This window comes from Streptomyces sp. NPDC088812 (assembly GCF_044750285.1).
Lineage (GTDB): Bacteria > Actinomycetota > Actinomycetes > Streptomycetales > Streptomycetaceae > Streptomyces.
In genome coordinates this window covers 210,635-233,508 of record NZ_JBIVJP010000006.1, presented here as the reverse complement: position 1 = coordinate 233,508, position 22,874 = coordinate 210,635, and the positions used below count along the sequence as shown (strand labels likewise).

The 22,874-nt window shown below is 72.4% G+C and carries 17 protein-coding genes and 1 tRNA gene; 5 read left to right on the top strand and 13 right to left on the bottom strand.

Features of this window, described 5'->3' with window-relative positions:
* Nucleotides 1-51: 51 nt before the first annotated feature.
* The 9 genes from rpoB to ACIP67_RS13215 form a co-directional block, all read right to left on the bottom strand.
* The gene (gene rpoB, locus ACIP67_RS13255) at nt 52-3,537 is read right to left on the bottom strand and encodes a DNA-directed RNA polymerase subunit beta (protein WP_401691342.1); all 3,486 of its coding nucleotides are present in this window, start codon (nt 3,535-3,537) and stop codon (nt 52-54) included.
* Between the two features lie 556 nt (nt 3,538-4,093).
* The gene (rplL, locus tag ACIP67_RS13250; protein WP_401691583.1) at nt 4,094-4,477 is read right to left on the bottom strand and encodes a 50S ribosomal protein L7/L12; all 384 of its coding nucleotides are present in this window, start codon (nt 4,475-4,477) and stop codon (nt 4,094-4,096) included.
* A 122-nt stretch (nt 4,478-4,599) separates the two neighbouring features.
* Nucleotides 4,600-5,130, bottom strand: coding sequence for a 50S ribosomal protein L10 (gene rplJ / locus ACIP67_RS13245; RefSeq protein ID WP_361265086.1), 531 nt, complete (start codon nt 5,128-5,130; stop codon nt 4,600-4,602).
* A gap of 301 nt (nt 5,131-5,431) precedes the next feature.
* Nucleotides 5,432-6,280, bottom strand: coding sequence for a hypothetical protein (locus ACIP67_RS13240; RefSeq protein WP_401691340.1), 849 nt, complete (start codon nt 6,278-6,280; stop codon nt 5,432-5,434).
* Nucleotides 6,281-6,412: 132 nt separating this feature from the next.
* A complete protein-coding gene (gene rplA / locus ACIP67_RS13235) occupies nt 6,413-7,138 on the bottom strand; it encodes a 50S ribosomal protein L1 (protein WP_401691338.1) in 726 nt (241 codons plus the stop codon).
* A 102-nt stretch (nt 7,139-7,240) separates the two neighbouring features.
* Nucleotides 7,241-7,675: a 50S ribosomal protein L11 gene (gene rplK / locus ACIP67_RS13230; protein WP_311696792.1), complete on the bottom strand. Its 435-nt coding sequence runs from the start codon at nt 7,673-7,675 to the stop codon at nt 7,241-7,243.
* A gap of 180 nt (nt 7,676-7,855) precedes the next feature.
* Nucleotides 7,856-8,707 (bottom strand): transcription termination/antitermination protein NusG, encoded by an 852-nt coding sequence (nusG, locus tag ACIP67_RS13225; protein WP_401691336.1) that lies wholly within the window; start codon nt 8,705-8,707, stop codon nt 7,856-7,858.
* 79 nt (nt 8,708-8,786) lie between these two features.
* Entirely contained in the window at nt 8,787-9,074 is a 288-nt protein-coding gene (gene secE / locus ACIP67_RS13220; protein ID WP_389513228.1) for a preprotein translocase subunit SecE, read from the bottom strand.
* Between the two features lie 109 nt (nt 9,075-9,183).
* Nucleotides 9,184-9,256 (bottom strand) — tRNA-Trp (locus ACIP67_RS13215).
* A 295-nt stretch (nt 9,257-9,551) separates the two neighbouring features.
* Here ACIP67_RS13215 and ACIP67_RS13210 point away from each other — a divergent pair.
* Together ACIP67_RS13210 and ACIP67_RS13205 are read left to right on the top strand one after the other, a co-directional pair.
* Nucleotides 9,552-10,778 carry a pyridoxal phosphate-dependent aminotransferase gene (locus ACIP67_RS13210; protein ID WP_401691333.1) on the top strand — a complete coding sequence of 409 codons (1,227 nt, stop codon included), beginning with the start codon at nt 9,552-9,554 and terminating at the stop codon, nt 10,776-10,778.
* Nucleotides 10,779-10,897: 119 nt separating this feature from the next.
* The gene (locus tag ACIP67_RS13205) at nt 10,898-11,929 is read left to right on the top strand and encodes an adenosine deaminase (RefSeq protein WP_401691331.1); all 1,032 of its coding nucleotides are present in this window, start codon (nt 10,898-10,900) and stop codon (nt 11,927-11,929) included.
* Between the two features lie 201 nt (nt 11,930-12,130).
* Here the strand turns inward: ACIP67_RS13205 and ACIP67_RS13200 are convergent, their stop codons facing one another.
* The 3 genes from ACIP67_RS13200 to ACIP67_RS13190 all read right to left on the bottom strand — a co-directional run bounded on the left by ACIP67_RS13200 (nt 12,131) and on the right by ACIP67_RS13190 (nt 15,133).
* Nucleotides 12,131-13,648: a hypothetical protein gene (locus ACIP67_RS13200; RefSeq protein ID WP_401691329.1), complete on the bottom strand. Its 1,518-nt coding sequence runs from the start codon at nt 13,646-13,648 to the stop codon at nt 12,131-12,133.
* Nucleotides 13,623-14,309, bottom strand: coding sequence for a hypothetical protein (locus tag ACIP67_RS13195; protein ID WP_401691327.1), 687 nt, complete (start codon nt 14,307-14,309; stop codon nt 13,623-13,625). The genes ACIP67_RS13200 and ACIP67_RS13195 overlap by 26 nt, the downstream gene beginning before the upstream one ends.
* 233 nt (nt 14,310-14,542) lie before the next feature.
* Nucleotides 14,543-15,133 (bottom strand): hypothetical protein, encoded by a 591-nt coding sequence (locus tag ACIP67_RS13190; RefSeq protein ID WP_401691325.1) that lies wholly within the window; start codon nt 15,131-15,133, stop codon nt 14,543-14,545.
* Between the two features lie 401 nt (nt 15,134-15,534).
* Here ACIP67_RS13190 and ACIP67_RS13185 point away from each other — a divergent pair, with 401 nt between their 5' ends.
* Nucleotides 15,535-16,350, top strand: coding sequence for a 4Fe-4S single cluster domain-containing protein (locus ACIP67_RS13185; protein WP_401691323.1), 816 nt, complete (start codon nt 15,535-15,537; stop codon nt 16,348-16,350).
* 395 nt (nt 16,351-16,745) lie between these two features.
* On the opposite strand, the gene ACIP67_RS13180 is transcribed toward ACIP67_RS13185, so the two are convergent.
* Nucleotides 16,746-17,873 (bottom strand): Appr-1-p processing protein, encoded by a 1,128-nt coding sequence (locus tag ACIP67_RS13180; protein ID WP_401691321.1) that lies wholly within the window; start codon nt 17,871-17,873, stop codon nt 16,746-16,748.
* A 418-nt stretch (nt 17,874-18,291) separates the two neighbouring features.
* Between ACIP67_RS13180 and ACIP67_RS13175 the strand changes: the two genes are divergently transcribed.
* Together ACIP67_RS13175 and ACIP67_RS13170 are read left to right on the top strand one after the other, a co-directional pair.
* Complete coding sequence (locus tag ACIP67_RS13175) at nt 18,292-21,081, top strand: protein kinase (RefSeq protein ID WP_401691319.1); 2,790 nt, start codon at nt 18,292-18,294, stop codon at nt 21,079-21,081.
* The gene (locus ACIP67_RS13170; protein ID WP_401691317.1) at nt 21,078-22,823 is read left to right on the top strand and encodes a hypothetical protein; all 1,746 of its coding nucleotides are present in this window, start codon (nt 21,078-21,080) and stop codon (nt 22,821-22,823) included. Before ACIP67_RS13175 ends, ACIP67_RS13170 begins: the two co-directional genes overlap by 4 nt.
* The last annotated feature ends 51 nt before the right edge of the window (nt 22,824-22,874 follow it).

The following is a 22,874-nucleotide window of genomic DNA, read 5'->3' as shown; positions in this document are numbered from 1 at the left end:
CGGGGGTCGCGGGATCGGTGGGGCCTCCGCAAAGGCCCCACCGAACTCCCGTCAGACCTCTTCGACGCTGCTCGGCTCGCGCCGGGACAGGTCGATGCCGAGCTCCTCCGCAGCGCGGAAGACGTCCTCGTCGGTGTCACGCATCTCGATGGACATACCGTCGCTGGACAGCACCTCCACGTTGAGGCAAAGGGACTGCATCTCCTTGATGAGCACCTTGAAGGACTCGGGGATGCCGGGCTCGGGGATGTTCTCGCCCTTGACGATGGCCTCGTAGACCTTCACGCGGCCGGTGACGTCGTCGGACTTGATGGTCAGCAGCTCCTGGAGGGCGTACGCGGCGCCGTAGGCCTCGAGGGCCCACACCTCCATCTCGCCGAAGCGCTGGCCACCGAACTGAGCCTTACCACCCAGCGGCTGCTGGGTGATCATCGAGTACGGGCCGGTCGAGCGGGCGTGCAGCTTGTCGTCGACCAGGTGGTGCAGCTTGAGGATGTACATGTACCCGATGGAGATCGGGTCCGGGAACGGCTCGCCGGAGCGGCCGTCGAACAGCCTCGCCTTACCGGTCGGCTGCACCATGCGCTCGCCGTCGCGGTTCGGGATGGTGTGCTGGAGCAGACCCGCGAGCTCGTCCTCACGCGCACCGTCGAAGACCGGGGTGGCGACGTTGGTGCCGGGGGCGACCTGGTCGGCGCCGATGACCTGCAGGCGCTGCGCCCAGTCGTCGGCGAGCCCGGAGACGTCCCAGCCGCGGCTGGCGAGCCAGCCGAGGTGGATCTCCAGGACCTGTCCCGGGTTCATCCGGGACGGGACGCCGAGCGGGTTGAGGATGATGTCGACCGGGGTCCCGTCCTCGAGGAACGGCATGTCCTCGATGGGCAGGATCTTGGAGATGACACCCTTGTTGCCGTGGCGGCCGGCGAGCTTGTCACCGTCGGTGATCTTGCGCTTCTGCGCGACGTAGACGCGGACCAGCTGGTTCACGCCGGGCGGCAGCTCGTCGCCCTCCTCGCGGTCGAAGACGCGGACGCCGATGACCTTGCCGATCTCGCCGTGCGGCACCTTCAGCGAGGTGTCACGGACCTCGCGGGCCTTCTCACCGAAGATGGCGCGCAGCAGGCGCTCCTCCGGGGTCAGCTCGGTCTCGCCCTTGGGCGTGACCTTGCCGACCAGGATGTCGCCGGCGACGACCTCGGCACCGATGCGGATGATGCCGCGCTCGTCGAGGTCGGCGAGGACCTCCTCGGAGACGTTCGGGATGTCCCGGGTGATCTCCTCGGGGCCGAGCTTGGTGTCACGGGCGTCGACCTCGTGCTCCTCGATGTGGATCGAGGAGAGGACGTCGTCCTGCACGAGGCGCTGCGACAGGATGATCGCGTCCTCGTAGTTGTGACCCTCCCACGGCATGAACGCCACGAGCAGGTTCTTGCCCAGCGCCATCTCGCCGTTCTCGGTGGCCGGACCGTCGGCCAGGACCTGGCCCTCGATGATCCGGTCGCCCTCGTTGACGATGACCTTCTGGTTGACCGAGGTGCCCTGGTTGGAGCGGGCGAACTTGGCCAGGCGGTACGTGATGTACGTGCCGTCGTCGTTGGCGGTGGTGATGTAGTCCGCGGAGACCTCCTGGACCACACCCGCCTTCTCGGCCTTGACCACGTCGCCGGCGTCGACGGCGGAGCGGTACTCCATGCCGGTGCCGACGAGCGGCGACTCGCTCTTGATGAGCGGGACGGCCTGTCGCATCATGTTCGCGCCCATGAGGGCACGGTTGGCGTCGTCGTGCTCGAGGAACGGGATCATGGCGGTCGCGACCGACACCATCTGGCGCGGCGAGACGTCCATGTAGTCCACGTCGTCACCGGCGACGTAGTCGACCTCGCCGCCACGGCGGCGGACCAGGACGCGGTTCTCGGAGAAGCGCATGTCCTCGTTCAGGCCGGCGTTGGCCTGCGCGATGACGAAGCGGTCCTCCTCGTCGGCGGTCAGGTAGTCCACCTCGTCGGTGACCTGGCCTTCGACGACCTTGCGGTACGGGGTCTCGACGAAACCGAACGCGTTGACCCGGCCGTAGGAGGCGAGCGAGCCGATCAGACCGATGTTCGGGCCTTCGGGCGTCTCGATCGGACACATGCGGCCGTAGTGCGAGGGGTGCACGTCGCGGACCTCGAAGCCGGCCCGCTCACGGGAGAGACCACCCGGGCCAAGGGCCGACAGGCGGCGCTTGTGGGTGAGACCCGACAGCGGGTTGTTCTGGTCCATGAACTGCGACAGCTGGCTGGTGCCGAAGAACTCCTTGATGGAGGCGACGACCGGCCGGATGTTGATCAGCGTCTGCGGCGTGATCGCCTCGACGTCCTGGGTCGTCATGCGCTCGCGCACGACGCGCTCCATACGCGCCAGACCCGTGCGGACCTGGTTCTGGATGAGCTCGCCGACGCTGCGCAGACGACGGTTGCCGAAGTGGTCGATGTCGTCGGTCTCGACAACGATGTTGGTGCCGTTGTCGGCGGCCGTCTCGGTCTCACCGGCGTGCAGCTTCACCAGGTACTTGATCGTCGAGATGACGTCCTCGACGGTCAGGACACCCGCGTCGAGCGGAGCGTCCGCACCCAGCTTCTTGTTGACCTTGTAACGGCCGACCTTGGCCAGGTCGTAGCGCTTGGGGTTGAAGTAGAGGTTCTCGAGCAGCGTCTGCGCGGCCTCACGCGTGGGGGGCTCGCCCGGACGCAGCTTGCGGTAGATGTCGAGCAGCGCGTCGTCCTGGCCCTGGGTGTGGTCCTTCTCCAGGGTGGCGCGCATGGACTCGTACTCGCCGAACTCCTCGAGGATCTGCTCGGTGGTCCAACCGAGCGCCTTGAGCAGGACGGTCACCGACTGCTTGCGCTTGCGGTCGATACGGACGCCGACCATGTCACGCTTGTCGATCTCCATCTCCAGCCAGGCACCCCGGGACGGGATGATCTTGGCGGAGAAGATGTCCTTGTCGGACGTCTTGTCGATGGAGGAGTCGAAGTAGACACCCGGCGAACGAACCAGCTGCGACACGACGACACGCTCGGTGCCGTTGATGACGAAGGTGCCCTTGTTGGTCATGAGCGGGAAGTCGCCCATGAAGACCGTCTGGGACTTGATCTCGCCGGTCTCGTTGTTGGTGAACTCGGCCGTCACGAAGAGCGGGGCCGCGTACGTGAAGTCACGGTCCTTGCACTCGTCGATGCTGTTCTTCGGCGGCTCGAAACGGTGGTCGCGGAAGGTCAGCGACATCGACCCGGAGAAGTCCTCGATCGGGGAGATCTCCTCGAAGATCTCCTCGAGGCCGGACTTGGTGGGGACGTCCTGACCGTTCTCGAGAGCCTCCTCGACGCGAGCCTGCCACGCGGTGTTGCCGAGCAGCCAGTCGAAGCTCTCGGTTTGCAGCGCGAGGAGGTTCGGAACCTCGAGGGGCTCCTTGATCTTTGCAAAGGAGATGCGCAGCGGGGCGGTGCTGGCAGCGTTGTTCGTATTCGCGGTCGAGGCGTTGCGCGAGGCGGCCAAGAGGGGGTCCTTCCGAGGGCTCGGACTCACTACGCGCGTACCGGCCCCTCTCCCTCCCAAGGAGACAGAGATCCCAGGTCAGGGATGTTCCATCATCGATGCTGGGGTGAGGGCATGCCCCTGGTGACGGGCAGGGGACAGCTAACAGGCAGCGCAAAGGGTCAGTGTAGCCACTTGGCACACTGATGTCCAGTGCGGGTTTCGCAAGACCCTCGTTGTTCTCAACGCCCTCGGTCCGGTTGCCCTCAACGCACGGTGATACTGCCCTCTTCGTCGTCGATCCATGCCTCGGATTCGGATCCTTGTGACGACGCGTCCTGAGAATTGCGCGCTGCGTGCGGTTCGTCAAGGCCCCCTTGCCCGAACGGGGGTTCCCGAAGACACGACGAAGATCACCATACCCCCCGTGCACGCGGGTGCAAGGCAACCGTGGCCGCGCTTCCGGGAACGCCGAAGAGCGACCACCCGGATGGATGATCGCTCTTCGGTGCGTGGGCGTTACAGCCCCTGGGGGGCCGTTCCCGCCGCCGCTGCGGCCGTCACCGGCCGCGGGGTGTTACTTGACCTCGACGGAGGCGCCGGCGCCCTTGAGGGACTCGGCGGCCTTCTCGGCGGCGTCCTTGGCGACCTTCTCGAGAACGGGCTTCGGGGCGCCGTCCACGAGGTCCTTGGCCTCCTTCAGGCCCAGGGAGGTCAGCTCACGCACGACCTTGATGACCTGGATCTTCTTGTCGCCCGCACCGGTGAGGATGACGTCGAACTCGTCCTTCTCCTCCTCGGTCTCGGCGGCGGCGGCCGGGCCGGCCGGACCCGCGACGGCGACCGCGGCGGCGGCGGTGACGTCGAACTTCTCCTCGAACGCCTTCACGAACTCGGAGAGCTGGATGAGGGTCATGCCCTCGAACTCGGCGAGCAGTTCGTCCTGGGTGAGAGCCATGATGGCTTCCTTCCAAATCAATTCGGCTGGTGCCGGATGTACATGTATGGCGGGCGTACGTTCGGCCCGCTACGACCACTTCCTGGGGCGGACTGCCTCAGGCCGCGGTCATTTCGCGAGCCGAGTTACTCGGCACCGCCCTGCTCGTCCTGCTTGGCACGGAGCGCGTCCACGGTGCGGACGAGCTTCGACGGGAGCGCCTGGAAGACCTGAGCAGCCTGCGTCTGCTTGCCCTTCAGAGCGCCCGCCAGCTTGGCGAGCAGAACCTCGCGGGACTCGAGGTCCGCAAGCTTCTTGATCTCGTCGGCGGACAGCGCCTTGCCGTCAAGGACACCGCCCTTGATGACGAGGTTCGGGTTGTCCTTGGCGAAGTCACGAAGACCCTTCGCCGACTCCACCGGGTCACCGGTGACGAAGGCGACCGCCGTCGGACCGTTGAACAGGTCGTCGAGCGTCGAGATCCCGGCCTCGTTGGCCGCAATCTTGGTCAGCGTGTTCTTCACCACGGCGTACTGGGCGTTCTCACCGAGCGAACGGCGCAGCGTCTTGAGCTGCGCCACGGTGAGACCCCGGTACTCGGTCAGCACGGCGGCGTTCGAGCTGCGGAACTGCTCCGCGAGCTCGGCTACCGCGGCAGCCTTGTCGGGCCTTGCCATGAGCGTCGGCCTCCTTCCGGGTGATGACGACCGCTCGGAAGGGGCCGGGACAGACGAAACGCCCCGGCGCAGGCGCACGGGGCGTAGCTCGACCAAACGAATTCCATGGGGCGGAGTCCGTCCGGGAGCACTTCCACAGTCACCTGCGCGGGTCGCCCGCATGTCAGCGGATCCTTCGGCCACCGCGTCCTCTTCCGAGAGCACGGCAACGACCAGCGGTCTTTGGCTTCGTCAGGAGCGTACGGGAACGGGGCGCTGTCAAGCAAATCCGCCCGTACGGGGCTCCGGGCCGGGGCGCCCCTCAGGGGGTGGACCCGCCGCCCTGCTCCGCCAGGAGCACGGTGAAGTCGGCGGTGTCGGCCGCCGGAGGGGGCTCCACGGCGACCTCGGTGCCGTAGGCGCTGTAGTGCGCGGTCTGGCGGTACTCGCCGGCCGCCGTGCGGCCCTTCTCGACCTTCTTGACCAGCAGGTCCCGGTCGTCGATCCAGATGTCGACGGTCTCGCCGGTGACGCCGGCCTGCTCCAGTTGCTCCCTGAGGGCGCTGTCGGACACGTCCGCGATCTCGACGGTGCCCGAGTAGTGGGTGGTGGGCCGCCCGTCGACGGTCTCCTCGCCGGCCGTGTGCACGTCGTCGGAGTCCAGCAGCAGCCGCACCGACCGGTCCGGGGTGATGTTGCGCATCTGGTCGGCGAAGTTCGCGCCGGCGCCGAGTCCCTGGAGGTCGGCGTAGGCGTACCGGATCCAGTGCTTGCCGCCGGTCCGGGCGGCGAAGGCCTCGCCGGTGCGCGCGTAGTAGGCGTCGGAGAGGTAGCGGGCCTCCATGGTGGTGATGCCGAGCCCACGCATCGTCTCGGCCGTCGTCCCGCCCGTGTACGTGATGGTGAGGGTGCCGGTGAACCCGTCGCCCCAGCCCAGGGCGCCGGTGGCGTCGAGGGAGAGCGTGGTGCCCATGACGGCCGAGGAGCGCACACCGGCCGACCCGGCGCGTTCGGTGGCCCGCTCGGCGGCGAGCAGGGCCGTGCGCGAGGCGGGTGCCGTCGGACGGTCCGCGTCCTCCTGGGGCTGCGGGGAGGAGGTGCAGGCCGTCACGGCGGCCAGTGCGGCCACCACCGTCAGTGAGAGCCCCCCGCGGCCCGCCGTCCACTTCATCGGTCCCCCCTGTGCGTCCGCCGTGTCCGCACGCTAACCCAGGGCGCGGCGCCCCGGCACGGGAACGGGCCCCGCACCTGGACAGGTGCGGGGCCCGTGACCGACTTCGGTGAGCCCTCGGGCTCGGCCCGGTCAGACAGCGGCCGGGTCCTCCTCGACGAGGAGGTTGCGGGTGCGGTTCGGGTCGACCGGGATGCCGGGGCCGATCGTGGTGCTGATGGCGGCCTTCTTGATGTAGCGGCCCTTGGCGGCGGACGGCTTCAGACGGAGGATCTCCTCCAGGGCCGCCGCGTAGTTCTCCACCAGCTTGGTGTCGTCGAAGGACGACTTGCCGATGATGAAGTGCAGGTTCGAGTGCTTGTCGACGCGGAACTCGATCTTGCCACCCTTGATCTCGGTCACGGCCTTGGCGGTGTCCGGGGTGACGGTGCCGGTCTTCGGGTTCGGCATCAGGCCACGGGGACCGAGCACGCGGCCGAGGCGGCCGACCTTGCCCATGAGGTCCGGGGTGGCGACGACGGCGTCGAAGTCCAGGCGGCCCTTGGCGACCTCGTCGATCAGTTCGTCGGAGCCGACGATGTCGGCGCCCGCGGCCTCCGCGGCCGCAGCACGGTCACCGGTCGCGAAGACCAGGACCCGGGCGGTCTTGCCGGTGCCGTGCGGCAGGTTCACGGTGCCACGGACCATCTGGTCGGCCTTGCGCGGGTCGACACCCAGACGGAAGGCGACCTCGACGGTGCCGTCGAACTTGGTCGTGGAGGTCTCCTTGGCGAGACGGACGGCCTCGAGCGGGGCGTAGAGCTTGTCCCGGTCGATCTTGGCGTCCGCAGCGCGGAGAGACTTGCTGCGCTTGCTCACTACTGCTCCTGTGTGCTGAAGAGGAGTCGTGGTCCGGGCCGAGCGGGCCCTTCCACGTGCGGCCGGAGCCGCGTTTCTACGAAGGTGCTACGGGGCTGAGGGTCAGCCCTCGACCGTGACGCCCATGGAACGCGCGGTACCGGCGATGATCTTCGCGGCGGCGTCCAGGTCGTTGGCGTTGAGGTCGGGGAGCTTGGTCTGGGCGATCTCGCGGACCTGCGCCTCGGTGATCTTGGCGACCTTGGTCTTGTGCGGCTCGCCGGAGCCCTTCTCGACACCAGCGGCCTTGAGGATCATCTTCGCGGCCGGCGGAGTCTTGGTGACGAAGGTGAAGGAGCGGTCCTCGTAGACCGTGATCTCCACCGGGATCACCCAGCCACGCTGCGACTCGGTCGCGGCGTTGTAGGCCTTGCAGAACTCCATGATGTTGACGCCGTGCTGACCGAGCGCGGGGCCGACCGGCGGGGCCGGGTTCGCCGCACCGGCGTTGATCTGGAGCTTGATAAGCCCCGTGACCTTCTTCTTCTTGGGAGGCATTGCTCTCCGGGTCCTTTCGGTTCGGGTCCCTGCCTGCGTTCGGGACAGCCGCCAAGCCACTCCGGACGCAGGCATACCGCACAACGATAACGGGTATGGATGCGCGGCCAAAAACCGAGCAGGTCAGACCGGCTTCAACAGCCCGTCTGACCTGTTCGGAGGCATGTGTTCCAGAACGAACTAGTTCTTCTGGATCTGGTCGAAGCTCAGCTCGACCGGGGTCTCGCGGCCGAAGATCTCGACGAGGCCCTTGACCTTCTTCGAGTCGGCGTTGATCTCGTTGATCGTGGCCTGCAGCGTGGCGAACGGGCCGTCGGTGACGGTGACCGAGTCGCCGACCTCGAAGTCCAGGACCTGGACCTCGACCTTGCGCTGCGGAACCGGCTTGCCCTCGGCCTCGGCGGCCTCGCGGGCGGCCTTCTCCTCGGCCTCCGGGGCGAGCATCTTGACGATCTCGTCCAGGGTCAGCGGGTACGGGTCGTAGGCGTTGCCCACGAAGCCGGTGACGCCGGGGGTGTTGCGGACGACGCCCCAGGACTCGTTCGTCAGGTCCATGCGGACGAGGACGTAACCCGGGAGCTTGTTCTGCTTGATCGTCTTGCGGTCGCCGTTCTTGATCTGGACGACCTCCTCCTGCGGCACCTCGGCCTGGAAGATGTAGTCCTCGACGTTCAGCGAGACGGCGCGCTGCTCCAGGTTGGTCTTCACCCGGTTCTCGTAGCCGGCGTAGGTGTGGATGACGTACCACTCGCCGGGCAGCGTGCGCAGCTCCTCGCGCAGGGCGGCGACGGGGTCGACGGGCTCGGCCGGCTCTTCCTCGGCCTCCTCCTCGTCCTCGGCGGCGGCCTCGTCGGCCTCCTCCTCGTCCTCGTCCTGTTCCTCGACGTGGAGCGCGGCTTCCTCGGCGGGCTCGCCCGCCTCGGCGTCGGCAGCCTCGAACTCGTCCAGGTCCTCGTCCGCGCCCTCGACGATGTCGAGCTCGTCGTCGACCTCGTCGGGCTCGATGGCGTCGTTCAGGTTCTGGTCAGACACGGTGGCTGCTTCTTCCTGGATACATAGGGGTGGAACACGCGAAAGGGGCGCCGATCACCCGGCGCCCTTCGCTCTCGGCTCAGCCGAAGACGTACTTGGCGGCGTGGCTGAGTCCATAGTCAATCACGGTCACCAGGCCGATCATGATGACCACGAAGACGATCACCACGGTCGTGTACGTCGTCAGCTGGCTCCGCGAGGGCCAGACCACCTTGCGGAGTTCCGCGACGATCTGGCGGTAGAAGAGGGCGAGTCGCTTCAGCGGGCCCTTCTTGGCGCGCTTGCCGCCCTTGCGGGCCTTCTTCTGGGCCTCAGGCACCTCGTCCTGGGCATCAGGCGTATCGATGGAGCCCACGGCATCCGCCATTCGTCCTCACCTGATTCCGGGTCGTGGCCGTGCCGCGCCCGGTTTGAGCCGCACGGCGGTGCATTGCTGTACGTACATGCGCACACATCCCTGGCGAAGGTGTGTGTAGCAGGGCCGGAGGGACTTGAACCCCCAACCGCTGGTTTTGGAGACCAGTGCTCTACCAATTGAGCTACGACCCTTTGTGGTGTCCCCCAACGTACCGCATCCGCCCGGGTGCTCGGTGTGCACCGGTCGTGGCACGGCTGTAGAGGGCCAACGACGTAGGAGTGTACGTGGTCCTGCGCGCTCCGTCGAACGGAAAGTGCCCTGTGGGGCGCCCCGGGCGGAAGATCGCCGGGAATCCGCCGGAAGATCACGCAGGCCACCGCCCGGACGCCGCCCGGATCCGCACGGGTGTTCAGCGGTCTGCCCGCGGATGTTCAGTCCGTGAAACCCGTGTGCCGGGCCGGTTTCGTGTCTGAAAACATGGGGTCCATGAGCGCTGCAACCCCTCCCACCGAGCGCCGGGTCTCCGCCCGAGTCGGCGCGATCTCCGAGTCCGCCACCCTCGCCGTGGACGCCAAGGCCAAGGCCCTGAAGGCCGCCGGGCGTCCGGTGATCGGCTTCGGCGCCGGTGAGCCCGACTTCCCGACCCCGGACTACATCGTCGAGGCCGCGATCGAGGCCTGCAAGAACCCGAAGTACCACCGCTACACGCCGGCCGGCGGCCTGCCCGAGCTGAAGGCCGCGATCGCCGCGAAGACGCTGCGCGACTCGGGCTACGAGGTCGACCCGTCGCAGATCCTCGTCACCAACGGCGGCAAGCAGGCCATCTACGAGGCCTTCGCCGCGATCCTCGACCCTGGCGACGAGGTCATCGTGCCCGCGCCCTACTGGACGACGTACCCCGAGTCGATCCGCCTCGCGGGCGGCGTGCCGGTCGAGGTGGTGGCCGACGAGACGACCGGTTACCGGGTCTCCGTGGAGCAGCTGGAGGCCGCCCGCACCGAGAAGACGAAGGTCGTGCTCTTCGTCTCCCCCTCCAACCCGACCGGCGCGGTCTACGGCGCCGAGGAGGCCGCCGCGATCGGCCGCTGGGCCGTGGAGCACGGCCTGTGGGTGCTGACGGACGAGATCTACGAGCACCTCGTCTACGGTGACGCCGAGTTCACCTCGCTGCCGACGCTCCTGCCCGAGCTGCGCGACAAGTGCATCGTGGTCAACGGCGTGGCGAAGACGTACGCGATGACGGGCTGGCGGGTCGGCTGGATCATCGGCCCGAAGGACGTGGTGAAGGCGGCGACGAACCTCCAGTCGCACGCCACGTCGAACGTCTCCAACGTCGCGCAGGTGGCCGCCCTCGCGGCCGTCTCCGGCGGCCTGGAGGCGGTGGCGCAGATGCGCGAGGCCTTCGACCGGCGCCGCAGGACGATCGTGCGGATGCTCAACGAGATCGACGGCGTCCTGTGCCCCGAGCCCGAGGGCGCGTTCTACGCGTACCCGTCGGTGAAGGGCCTGCTCGGCAAGGAGATCCGCGGCAAGCGCCCGCAGGACACCGTCGAGCTGGCGGCGCTGATCCTGGAGGAGGCCGAGGTCGCGGTCGTCCCGGGCGAGGCGTTCGGCACGCCGGGCTACCTGCGTCTGTCGTACGCGCTGGGCGACGAGGACCTCGTCGAGGGCGTGAGCCGGATCCAGAAGCTGCTGGCCGAGGCCAGGGACTGACGTCTTCCGCGCCGGGTACGGGCCGTCTCCTGCGGGGGGCGGCCCGTTTCTTCGTGCGGCAAGCCCCCGTAGGGGGAATCCGCTTCCGGGACATGGGGGCCGTACGGCAGGATCCTGGGATGGAGCGTGTACGTGATGTCTCTGAGCTGCCGAAGGCCCATCTGCACCTGCACTTCACCGGTTCGATGCGGCCCGCCACCCTGCTGGAGCTGGCCGACAAGTACGGGGTGCGCCTGCCCGAGGCGCTGACCGACGCGTTGCACGGCGGGGAGCCGCCGAGACTGCGGGCGACGGACGAGCGGGGCTGGTTCCGCTTCCAGCGCCTGTACGACGCGGCCCGCTCGTGCCTGCGGCAGCCCGAGGACATACAGCGCCTGGTGCGGGAGGCCGCCGAGGAGGACGTGCGGGACGGTTCGGGCTGGCTGGAGATCCAGGTCGACCCCACTTCGTACGCCCCCCGGCTGGGCGGGCTGATCGCGGCGCTGGAGATCATCCTGGACGCGGTGGAGACGGCGTCGCGGGAGACCGGGCTGGGCATGCGGGTGCTGGTCGCCGCCAACCGGATGAAGCACCCGCTGGACGCGCGGACGCTGGCCCGCCTGGCGGTGCGGTACGCGGACCGGGGCGTGGTCGGCTTCGGGCTCTCCAACGACGAACGCCGGGGCATGGCGAGGGACTTCGACCGGGCCTTCGCCATCGCCCGCGAGGGCGGCCTGCTCTCCGCCCCGCACGGGGGCGAGCTCACCGGCCCCGCCTCGGTCCGCGACTGCCTGGACGATCTGCACGCCTCGCGGATCGGGCACGGGGTGCGCGCGGCGGAGGACCCGCGGCTGCTGAAGCGCCTGGCCGACCGGGGCGTGACCTGCGAGGTGTGCCCCGCCTCGAACGTCGCCCTGGGCGTCTACGACAAGCCCGGGGACGTGCCGCTGCGCACGCTGTTCGAGGCGGGCGTCCCGATGGCCCTGGGCGCCGACGACCCGCTCCTGTTCGGCTCCCGACTGGCGGCCCAGTACGAGCTGGCCCGTCGGCACCACGCCTTCACGGACGCGGAGCTGGCGGAGCTGGCCCGCCAGTCGGTGCGGGGTTCGGCGGCGCCGGAGGAGGTCCGGCGCAAGCTCCTGGAAGGAGTGGACGCCTGGCTGGCCTCCTGAGAGCCCCGGCCCCCGGCCGGCTCGGCCCCGCCGGCTCCGCCCCGCCGGCTCAGCCCCGCCGGCTCAGCCCGGCCCCCGGCCGGCTCGGCCCCGCCGGCTCCGCCCCGCCGGCTCAGCCCCGCCGGCTCAGCCCGGCCGGTTCCGCCCCGCCGGCTCAGCCCGGCCGGCTCCGCCCCGCCGGCTCGGCCCGGCCGGTTTCGGTCAGCGCGTGGACGGAAGCGGCGGCTCCGGCAGCAGCGGGTACCGCGCGGACAGCCGCATGGCCCCCTCCGTGACCGCCGGGTCGTGCGAGGCCGCCTGGACGCCGTCCAGGTAGGCGTGGGCGGCCGCCTCGAAGACGGCGTCCACCGCCGTCAGTTCGGCGGCCAGCGCCTCGGCGCGCGCGTGGCGCCGCTCCTGCGCGGTGTCCTTGTCCCGCTGGGCCCCCGCGGCCGCGGCCTCCGCCTCGGCCAGCCTGGTCCCGGCCTTGCGCAGCCGCTTGAGGTGGTGCCGGTAGGCGGCGACGAAGGGGTGCTCCTCGGAGAGCGCCAGCAGGAAGGCGATCCCGCCGGAGAGCAGCAGCAGCGCGATGAACATCACGCTGACGGTGTGCTCGTCGAGGCTGAGCTGCTCCAGCAGCGTCGGCGGCGCGGGCGGCCGCTCCTCGACGCCCAGCGACCGTGCCAGGGCGTCCAGGGCGGCGGACGAGGAGCTGTCGTCCCGGAACACGATCCGGGCCCGCAGGTCGCCCAGGTACCAGGCGGCCACGCCCCACAGCGAGGCGAGCGCGGCCGCGACCGGCAGCACCACCCGCAGCGAGGCGGTGGCGCCCCGTCGCCGCCACTGGCGTCCGGCCTGGAACGGCCCGGCCGTCATGACGACGCCGACGGCCGCCGACAGCAGGTAGGCGCTGATCCGGCCCTCCGCCGTCCCGTCGTGGATCGCCAGGAACAGCGTGATGTAGACGGGGAGTTCGACGAGCACCAGCAGTCCGGCGAGGAACAGCCGGGGCCAGCGGGCCAGGGCCGAGCTCTCCGTGAGGCCCTCCCAGGCGATGCCGCCCGCGGGCACCGGAACGGGGTCGGCGTACACCTCGGAGTCGTCGTCCAGGTCGGCGTCGTACGGCTGCCCGGCGGGGTCGGACCGCCCACCGGGCCCGGTGTCCCATCCCGCCGCACCGGCGCCGTCGCCGTCGTCCGGGCCGGTGCCCCGGCCCGCGCCGATACGGCCCACCAGCCAGGGCACCATCCGGTCCCGGCGGTCCTCCCGGGCCGCCATCCGGTTCGCCACCCGGTCCAGGCCCGCGGCCGCGGCCCGGTGGCGGCGCGTCTCCTCCTGCTGCGCGTCCCGGGCCTGGCGGGCCGCCTGCTCCCGGGCCGCCGTCTCGGCGTACAGCCGTGCCGAGGCCCGCAGTTCCCGCTCCTCCCGCTCGTGGTGCCCGGCCACGACCCGGTCCCGGGCGTGGCCGCGCAGGCCGGTCAGCCGGCCCAGGTAGGGCAGGCGGTGGACGGAGGCGAGGACGTACGGGTTGAGGGTGCCCTCGGCGACGGCGCGGCGGCCGGCCGACTCGGCCTGCGCGAGCAGGCGTCTGGCCTCCTTGGTCTCGGTCGGCGGCACGTGCCCGCGCGGCGGGGTGCCACCGGTGCCGCCGAGGCCGGGGGCGCGGCCCTCGCCACGGCGGAACCGGAGCCGTTCCCGGAGCCGGCGGGGCTCCTCAGGCCCCGTATCCGTCGTCGACATCGACCTTCACCTCCTTCTCCAGGACCTGCTGCCAGAACTGGCCCATCTGCTCGACGCGTTCGGGGGTGGTCTTGCCGCCGCGCATCCCGAAGCCGACGCGGTAGACGGTGGTGTCCGGCAGCTTCGGCAGCCCGCGTCCGGTCACCAGCGCGTCGACGGCCTCGTCCCGCCGCGCCTGCGTGTCCAGCTCGTACCGGCCCAGCTTGAAGTCGGCGTCGGCCTGTTCGAAGTCGCTGATCACCAGCACGTGGAAGGTGCCGTCGCCGTCGCGGGGCACGTTGGCCACGCGGTCGAGGCCGCCCAGAACGTCCGAGCCGGGCTGGCGCTTGCGGGCGCAGTCCAGCATCTTCTCGGCGGCCGCCTCGGCCAGGAAGCGGGTCTCGCTCCACAGGCCCTCCCGCTCGGCACGGGTGTCGGAGTCCGGGTCGATGTCGATCCGCGGCACCTGGCAGGAGGAGGCGAGGGAGGCCGAGGTGATGGGCGCGTAGGACACGTACTTGCACTTCTTGTCGGCGAGGAAGCGGGGCAGGGTCGCCTTGAGCTTCTCCTTGGCGCGGAAGCCGTCGTCGCTGTCCTGGCCCGAGCCGGAGCCGTCGACGACGACCGCGCAGTCGGCGGAGAGCCGCTCGGAGCCGCCCGGCGGTTCGCACGCCGTCAGCACCAGGGCGGCCGTGGCGCCCAGGGCGACCGCCAGCGGTCCGGCGCACGCTCTGCGCGGACCGCGCGGCCTGCGTTCCCCCTGTTCCCCCTGTTCCCGGTGCTCTATGTGTTCCCGGTGCGCTTTCTGTTCCCGGTGCGCTTCGTGTTCGTGATGTGCTTCCTGTTCCTGGTGTGCCCTTTGTCGGTGCGCTTCGTGTTGCTGGTGTGTCCTGTGTTTCCTTCGGGCTGGGTGTGTCATGCGGTCCCCCGTCCTCCCCGGCCGGCGGCGGCCGCCGCCGGTCCGATCCTCTGCTCCAGAATCAGCAGCGCCCGCCGCACCAGGGCGTCGTCGAGCATCCAGTCCGGTGCCCCGGTCCACGTCTCGTCCAGCACGGCGGCCGCCGCGCCACCCGCCGGAGGCGGCGCGGCGGCCCGTCGGCCGGCGCGCGCGTAGGCGGCCTCGTAGTGGGTGAGCTCCTGGTCGGCGCAGGCGGCGAGGGCCAGGCCGCGCTGCTGGCAGGCCGTGACCTCGGTGCGCCACTCGGACACCCAGCCGCCGAAGCGGGCGAGCGCCGCGGGCACGTCCTCGCGCCGCTGGTCGTACTCCGTCACGATCCGCGCGGACTCGGCGTGGATGCGGTCGACGAGCTCCGCGTGCTCCGTGACGAAACGGGACCGCAGGCCCTCCAGGGTCATCCGCAGTCCGCGTTCGAGCCCGCGGCTGTAGTGCTCGGTGCCGATGCCGGCCCTGCCGTCGCGCCGGCCGTGGCGGGTGGCCCGCCAGCGGGTGCGCGTGGTGAGGCGACTGCGGCCGTAGTCCGTCGGGACGGACTTCACGTCGCTCATTCCATCCCCCTCGTTCGAATACCCCGATGCGCCCTCCCCGGGGCATCTTGCGAGCACGGCGAAGGCATCCTCGCGGAGCGGACGGCTCCGCCGGTGATACGGGATTGGCGCGCAGCCTAGGCGAAAAACGAACGCGGCAGGGAGGGATTTCCGACACCCGCTTTCGGGCCGTCCGGAAAACAGCCGGAGATCGACCGGGGCGCGACCGAAGCTGTGGCCGCCCTGCTGGAAAACTTCCGAAAAACCCGGTGGGGCGGGTGGGCCTCGGAATAGTCTTCACCTTCCACTGCGGCCGGAGTATGCCCACCGACAACAAAAATGATCTTTCTCGAAAATCGATCTTCGAATACGGGGGGTACGGGCGCGAGGGGGCGCACGGCCGGGGACTGCGAGGGGGGCGCATGGCCGGAAACATCGTGGACGACATCGACGACAGCACCGTGGACGACACCGTCGGCGGGGACTCGGGCGACCGGCCGGTCAGGATGGCCGACGGCTACTTCCCCGTCGAGACGCTCGGCCCCGGCCGGCGGCTGGTGCTGTGGTTCCAGGGGTGCGCGCTGGCCTGCCCCGGCTGCATGTCCCGGCACACGTGGGACCCGGCCGGCGGCCGGCCGGTCACCGTGGGCGAGTTGCTGCGGCTGTGGGACGCGGCGCTGGCCCGTGGCGCCGAGGGGCTGACGGTCAGCGGCGGTGAGCCGCTGGCCCAGCCCGCCGCGCTGGCCGCGCTGCTGCGGGGCGCCGACCGGGTGCGCCGCCGCCACGGCCGGCCCGCCGACCTGCTCGTCTACACCGGCCATGAGCCCCAGGAGGTGCCGGCCGACGTGTGGTCGGCGCTGACGGACGCGGACGCGGTGATCACCGGACGTTTCCGGGTGGCGGAGCCGACGGACCTGGTCTGGCGCGGCTCGGCCAACCAGCGGCTGGTCCCGCGCACCGCGCTGGGCGCCCGCCGCTACGGGCCCCACCTGTCCCGCACGTATCCACCGGGACCGCGCGTGAGCCTCCGCGTGGAGGCGGCGGGGGCCGTGTCCGGGAGCCGGGCGGGGGACGGAGGCCCGGCGGGCGCGGGGGCCGCGTCGGCGGCCGGGGGCGGGGCCGGGGCTGGGGCTGGGGCCTGGGTGTACGGCGTGCCGGCCCGTGGCGAGCTGCGGCTGCTGGAGCTCGGCCTGGCGGCGGACGGCATCCGGCTGAGGGGGCCGAGTTGGCGGGCGTGAGTGGGCGGACAGGTGCGGGCGAGCCGACGGGCGTGAGCGGGCGGACGGGCGCGGGCAAGCCGACGGACCCGAGCGAGCAGACGGGCGCGGGCAGACCGACAGGCCCGAGCGGGCAGACGGGCGTGGGCAAGCCGACGGGCCCGAGCGGGCGGACGGGCGTGGGCAAGCCGACGGACCCGAGCGGGCGGACAGATGCGGGCAAGCCGACGGACCCGAGCGGGCGGACGGGCGTGGGCGCACCGACGGGCCCGAGCGGGCAGACGGGCGTGGGCAGACCGACGGGCCCGAGCGGGCGGACAGGCGTGAGCGAGGACCCGAGCGAGCAGACAGGTGCGGGCAGACCGACGGGCCCGAGCGGGCGGACGGGCGTGGGCGGGTCGGCGGGCCCGAGCGCCCTACGGTTCCGGTACCTCCGCCTCGAACACCCGCGCCGCCTCCGCGTAGCGGGTCACGACGTGGACGGTCCAGTCGGGGTCGGCGGTGAGGGCGTCCTCGATGGACCAGCGCAGCCACTCGGCGCTGGTGCGGCGGTCCAGTCCGCCGCGGCCGGCGCCGAGCAGGGGGAAGCAGAGGGAGCGCAGGGCGGACAGGCCGTCGGCGCGGTCCTGCCGGGCGCGGGCGAAGCAGGCGGCGACGGCGGTGGCGATGCTCTGGGGATCGACGCGGTAGCCGTAGCCGTCGGGAACAGCCAGGGCAGCGTGGTAGACGCGGTGCACCCCGCGGTCGGCGAGGGCGCCCGGACCGGTGGGCACGACCGTGCCGGGCGGCAGGGGCAGGATGCCGGGCCGGACCCGTACCCAGGCGGCGAGTTCCTCCGCGAGGACGTCCGAGACCGGGCCCTCCGGGGCGCTGCCCACGACGGCCGAGCGGCGCAGCGCGCCGGAGACGGTGGGCCGGAACGACTTGGACATCTCCAGGTGGACGTTCTCGGGGGAGACGAGGATGTCGATGTCCCGCAGCAGTTCGATGGGGGCCAGATGGACGGTCACCGGCCGGGTTCCGGCCCGGCCGGGCAGCCCGGTCCGCGGGACCCGGACGGGCGGCTCGGCCGCCGCCCGCGGTGGTCCGGGCGGGCGGAGCACCGCCCCGGGCGGGCCGGCGGTCCCCGGACGACGGGGCCGTGCGCCCGGCTCGCGGGCTTCGGCCAGCAGGGCTCCCGCCAGCTGCTCGACGACCTGTTTCTCCTGACTGTGCCGGAACCGCTCGTCGCTCACCCCGTACACCAGTGCGGCCGCCCGGCGCCGGTCCGCCGGCGGATCGCCCCGGTGGCCGGGCAGCAGGCCGAAGGTGTGCTGGGCGGCGCGGCCTATGAGGTCGTCGGTGCCGAGGCGCTCGGCGGCGGCGCGAATCAGCCGTTCCGCCCCGTCGGCGAGGTCGCCCTCGCTCTGGGCGTACCCGGCGTGCAGGGTCACCGCGCGCAGCCCCGGGGGCACCAGCGACTGCAGTGCGGGCAGGCCCCCGCGGCGCAGGTTCCGCAGTTCCCGGACGAGGTCGGCACGGGCCGGCAGACCATCAGGGTTCATGGCGGTCAACCTATCGGCGCGGGTGCCGTGACCGCCGGGCGTTCGGGAAGCGAGGCCGGGATCACGGGAAACGGGCGCCCGTTCCTTTCCGGTTCTGCGGCTGCGTCGGGGGCGCTGCCGCTCCCCCGCCCTGTGCGTCGTGCGCGGTGTGTGCGGGGTACACGTCCTGCGCGTCCTGCGCGTCCTGCGCGTCGAGGAATTCCGCCCCTTGGCCATGGCTATGCGAATCGCATACGTATCCGAATTCCTTTTCGATGCGCTTCCCTTCCCCTCCGGGCCTCCTTCTGTTCTGCGCCCCCTTTTCGCGCCCCTTTCACGCCCGCGCCCCCTTCCCTCACCGCTCCGGTCGCCTTCCCCGTCGCGCTTCTCCGTACGTCCGCTCCGACCGCACGGTCCTTTCCGCCCGCAGGTGAATGCCATGACGTTTCCCACCGGTCCCGACGAGCCCACCGGTCCCGACGAGCCCTGTGGTCCCGACGAGCCCTGTGGTCCCGACGCGGACGACGAGGCCGGGGTCCCGCCCACCCTGTTCGAGCCGGAGCCCGCCGCCGACGGCAGGCCCGCGCCCGATCCGCGGGGTGATCCGAGCAGCCTGCCGCCCTCCCTCGCCGGACGCTTCCTGGCGCGCGAGCGGCTGCCGCGGCGCGGTGAGCAGACCGTGCACCGGGCCCGGGAGGAGGGGCGCTCCGCGGAGCTGCGGGCGGCCGTGTTCCGGGTGATCGACCAGGAGGCCGCCGGACCGGACACCGAGCGGGTCGTGAAGTGGTTCCACCCCGACGCCGCTCCGGACGACGAGGTGACCGGGCTGCTGCTGTCCGGGCCGCTGCACGCGGGGCTGTCGTACGTGCTGGAGCGGGGGACGGCCCGTGGGGCTCCGTTCCACGTCCTGCCCTCGCACGGGAGCACGGATCTCGCGACCTACCTGCGGGACCGGGGCGGGCGGTTGCCGGCCGGGGAGATCGAGGCGCTGGTGCGCCGGCTGCACGGCGCCCTGACCGCTCTGCACGCCGCGGGGGTGGTGCACCGGGACGTCAAGCCGTCCAACCTCGTCCTCGCCGACCTCGTCCGGCCCGCCGAGGGCCTGGTACTGATCGACTACGGCATCTCGCTCGTCGCCCGCACCCCCCGCGAGGCACCCCGCCACTGGGCCGCCACCCCGCGCTACGCCTCGCCGCAGGCGCTGCTGCGGCAGCAGATCGTGCGGCCGGCGGACGACTGGTGGTCGCTGGGGATCCTGGTCGCCGAGGCCGCTCGCGGCCGGCACCCGGTCGAGAGGCACCACGCCCTGGCGTCGGTCAGCGAGGCGGTCCAGGCGGGCGCCCTCGAACTCGACGGGATCGACGACGCGCGCGTCCTGCTGCTGTGCCGCGGGCTGCTGGCGAACGCCCCGGAGGAACGCTGGGGTTCGCGGGAGGTCGAGGAGTGGCTGCACCGGCGCACCCCCCGGGTGGCGGCGCACCTGGGCCCCCCGCGCACGGGGAACGGCCCCGACCCCGACGCGGACCCCGGCCGACCGCCGGGTCCCGGCGCCGACGCGCCCCGCTTCGAGCACGTGGGCCGGAGCTTCACCGATCCGGCGCTCCTGGGCGAGGAGTTCGACGCGGACTGGCAGGCCATGACCCGGCGGCTGGCCCGGGCCAGGGAACGGGAGCGGCTGGCCCGCTGGCTCGCCGGGTTCCGCCCGGAGCACGACCCCGCCCGGGCCGAGGCGCTCGACCGGCTGCTGGAGGCACTGCGGCGGCGCAGAGCACCGGGCCCGGGCACCCTGGTCGACCTGATCGGCTGGATGGCCCCGCACCAGGAACCGGGCTACCGCGGCATCCCGCTCGGCATGCGCGACCTGCCGGGCTTCGCCGCGCGCGCGGCCGACGGCGACGGGTTGTGCGTCGACGTCATGGCCGAGGTGTACCGGCACCGCCTGCTCGGCCGGCTGGCCCCGCGGCGCGGCGGCGAGGAGCTGGAGCACGTCGAGCTCCGCTGGCACCACCACGTCGAGCAGTGGGAGGCCGCCGTCGCCCGCCTGACCGGGATACCCGAGCTGGCCGCCGACCGGGACGGTCTGCGCGCCGCGACCGCGACCGGCCCCGCCCTCACCGCCGATCTGCTGCGTCTGGCGACCACCCCCGCACAGGCCACCCGCACGCTCCGCGCCGAACTGGAAGAGGCCGTACGCGCCCTGCCCGCCCGGGTTCCCTGGTTCACCCGTCTGGCCGAGGACACCGGCGAACCGGTACGGCTGCTGCTCGCGCTGCGGCTGCACCCGCTGGCGCTGGAGCGGGCCCGGGAGCTCCGGCGGGCCCGGGAGCGGGACCGGGAGCTCGCCGCCGACGACGCGCGGTCGCGACGGTTCCGGTTGGTGCAGCGCCGGATGGAGCTGCCGGCGGTGCTGGGCCGGGCCGCCGGCGGTGCGCTGCTGCTGTTCTTCCCGCACGCCTTCCTGGTCGGCCTGGCCGACGTCGCGGGATTCGCGCCGCGGACCAGCGTGCTCATCGCCTGGCTGGTGAGCGTGCCCTCGCTGGCGGCCCTGCTCGCCATCGAGTGCTGGACCGGCTGGTACATCGGCCCGCGCTACCACCCCGAGTACTCGGTGATGGGCCAGATGAGCCGCCGGGCGCTGCCGTGGACCCGGCGGATGACCCGGCCCGGATGGCGGCGCCGGCTGTGGGCCGCGCTCGCCCTGGCGGTCTTCGTGGGGACCGTGGTGGGCAGCTTCCTGCTCGCGGTGTGGATCTGGCCGGCGGCCACCGTGCTGGCGCTGCTGGTCTCGTCGGTGCTGCGGGTACGGGCCTGGCACCGCCATGTCGCCGAGACCCGCACCGGCACCCGCCCGCTCACCACCGCGGCGGGCTCCGGGACCACCGGCCGCAGGGCCGCCGGCGGTCCCGGCGGCCCCGGCGGCCCCGGAGGTGCCGGAGGTGCCGGAGGTGCCGGCGGCCCCGGACGTACCGGTGGTCCCGGCGGCCCCGGAGGTACCGGTGGCCCCGGAGGTGCCGGCGGTATCGGTGGCGCCGGCGGTCCCGCCGGGCCCGGAGGCCCTGGGAGTCCTGCCGGACCCGGACGTCCTGGGGGCGCGGGAGGCGACGGGGCCGGGCCGAGGGGCGGGGTGCCGGGGCCGCGCGGCGTTCCGCTGCCCGGCGCGCCCGCCGGTCCCCGTCCCGGGACCCGCCGTCCGTCCCGCAACGGATCTCGCACTGGAGGAACCACTTGAGCAGCGCGTACGCCGGCACCGATCTGACGACCGTGATGCCGGACGTGTCCGCCTACGGGTATCCGCCCGACGCCGGACTGACCCTGCCGGACACCGGCAGCGTCCCGGACCTGGCGGACACGGCCACCGGCGACCTGACCGACGCCGTGGCCGGACAGACGACGAACGTGACCGACCAGCTCGGCGACCTCGTGGACAACGTGATCGACCCCGTCGTGGACCAGCTCCAGGACATGATCGTGCCCGCGCTCATCGGGCTGGCCGACCTCAGCGGGGCGCTGCTCGTCACCCGGCTCGCGCTGCGCGGCACGGAGGCGCTGGCGGCGTTCAACAACCGGGTCGCCGCCGAGCAGGAGGCCATGGCCCGGCGGCAGATGTCGCTGGAGATGGGCAGCGAGTGCTGGCGGCGCGCGGCGGAGACCGCGGCCGGCCTGAACGCCCGGATCACCGTCCTGGGCCTGGAGCCCTGCGGTCCGGGCGAACCGCCGTTGCCCGCCCCGGTGCAGGCGGTCGGCGTGCCCCTCGACGTGCTGTGGAAGCGGCTCGCCGCGACCGAGCGGGTGGTGCGCCGGGTGGAGGCCCAGCGCGCGGCCCGGGCCACCGCGCGCCTCCCCTTCCAGCACACCGAGGACCCGGCCCACGCCGAGTGGTACGACCGGCTGCGCGAGCGGCGCCGGCAGGCCCTGCTGCGGTACGCCGAGGGCGGGTCGGAGCCCGCGGAGGCGGCCGCGACGCGCAGGGGGGCCGCCGTCCCGGACACGGCCGCGGCGACGACCGCGCCGGAACCGGCGGCGCCGGGGACGACCGGCGGGCTCACCGAGGAGGACGTCCTGCGCGAGGGCGCCGAACTGCTGGCCGGGCTGCCGTTGGCGTTCACCTCCGAGAGCCGCGAGCTGATCGACGACTGCCTGCTGGAGGCCCGGCGGGCGGTGCGGCGGCGGCCCTCCGCCGTACGGCGCTACCTCGACGAGGCCGCGCTCATCGCCCGCAAGGAGTCCGAGCGGGCGCGGCGGGCCGAGACGGTCCGCCGGGACGCGGCCCTGCGGCTGGGGGTGCTCCAGGCCCCGGCGCCCGAGGGGATCGACCCGCTGCCGGACGCGTCCCCCGCCGTCGACGTCCTGCACCGCGTCCTGCGGGACGGCGTCGCGCCCTCGGCAGCGGACGAACGGACCGTACGGCAGGCCCTCGTCACCCGCTCGGCCGCGTTGCAGCGGGCGTACGTGGTGGCCGCGCTGCGCCGGGCGACCGAGCGGTGGGGGGAGGGTTCGGTGCACGCCCGCGCCGACGCCGAGCACTGGGACTTCGCCCCGGCGGCCTGGGGCGGCCGGTACTGGCTGCGGGTGCGCCTCACCGCGGGCGGCCAGGCCAAGGTCTTCACCATGCGCCGGCCGCTCGGCCCGGAGGAGGCCGCCGATCCCGCCGCCGTGGCGCGCTGGGAGGCGCTCGACGCGGAGCGGTGCGCGGAGAGCGCCGGCTACGTGGACGAGCTGGGCGTGCTGACCGAGGCGGAGGGCGTCCGGGCGGAGTTCACCTGGTCGCGCGGCCAGGTCCTGCCGGGCGAACCGGCCCCCGGCCTCACGGAGACCGCCCGGACCACCCCCGCCGGCCGGGACGCCCCCGCCGACCACCTCGACCACCGCGACCACCTCGACCACCTCGACCAGCGCCGCCGGACATCGCCGTCGCGCCGCCCGCGCCCGGCCCAGCCCCGCCACCGCCGCCAGGGCCCCGACGGCCGCTGACCACCCACCCGCCGGCCGGCCCGCCACCCGGACCCACCGACCGGGCTCACC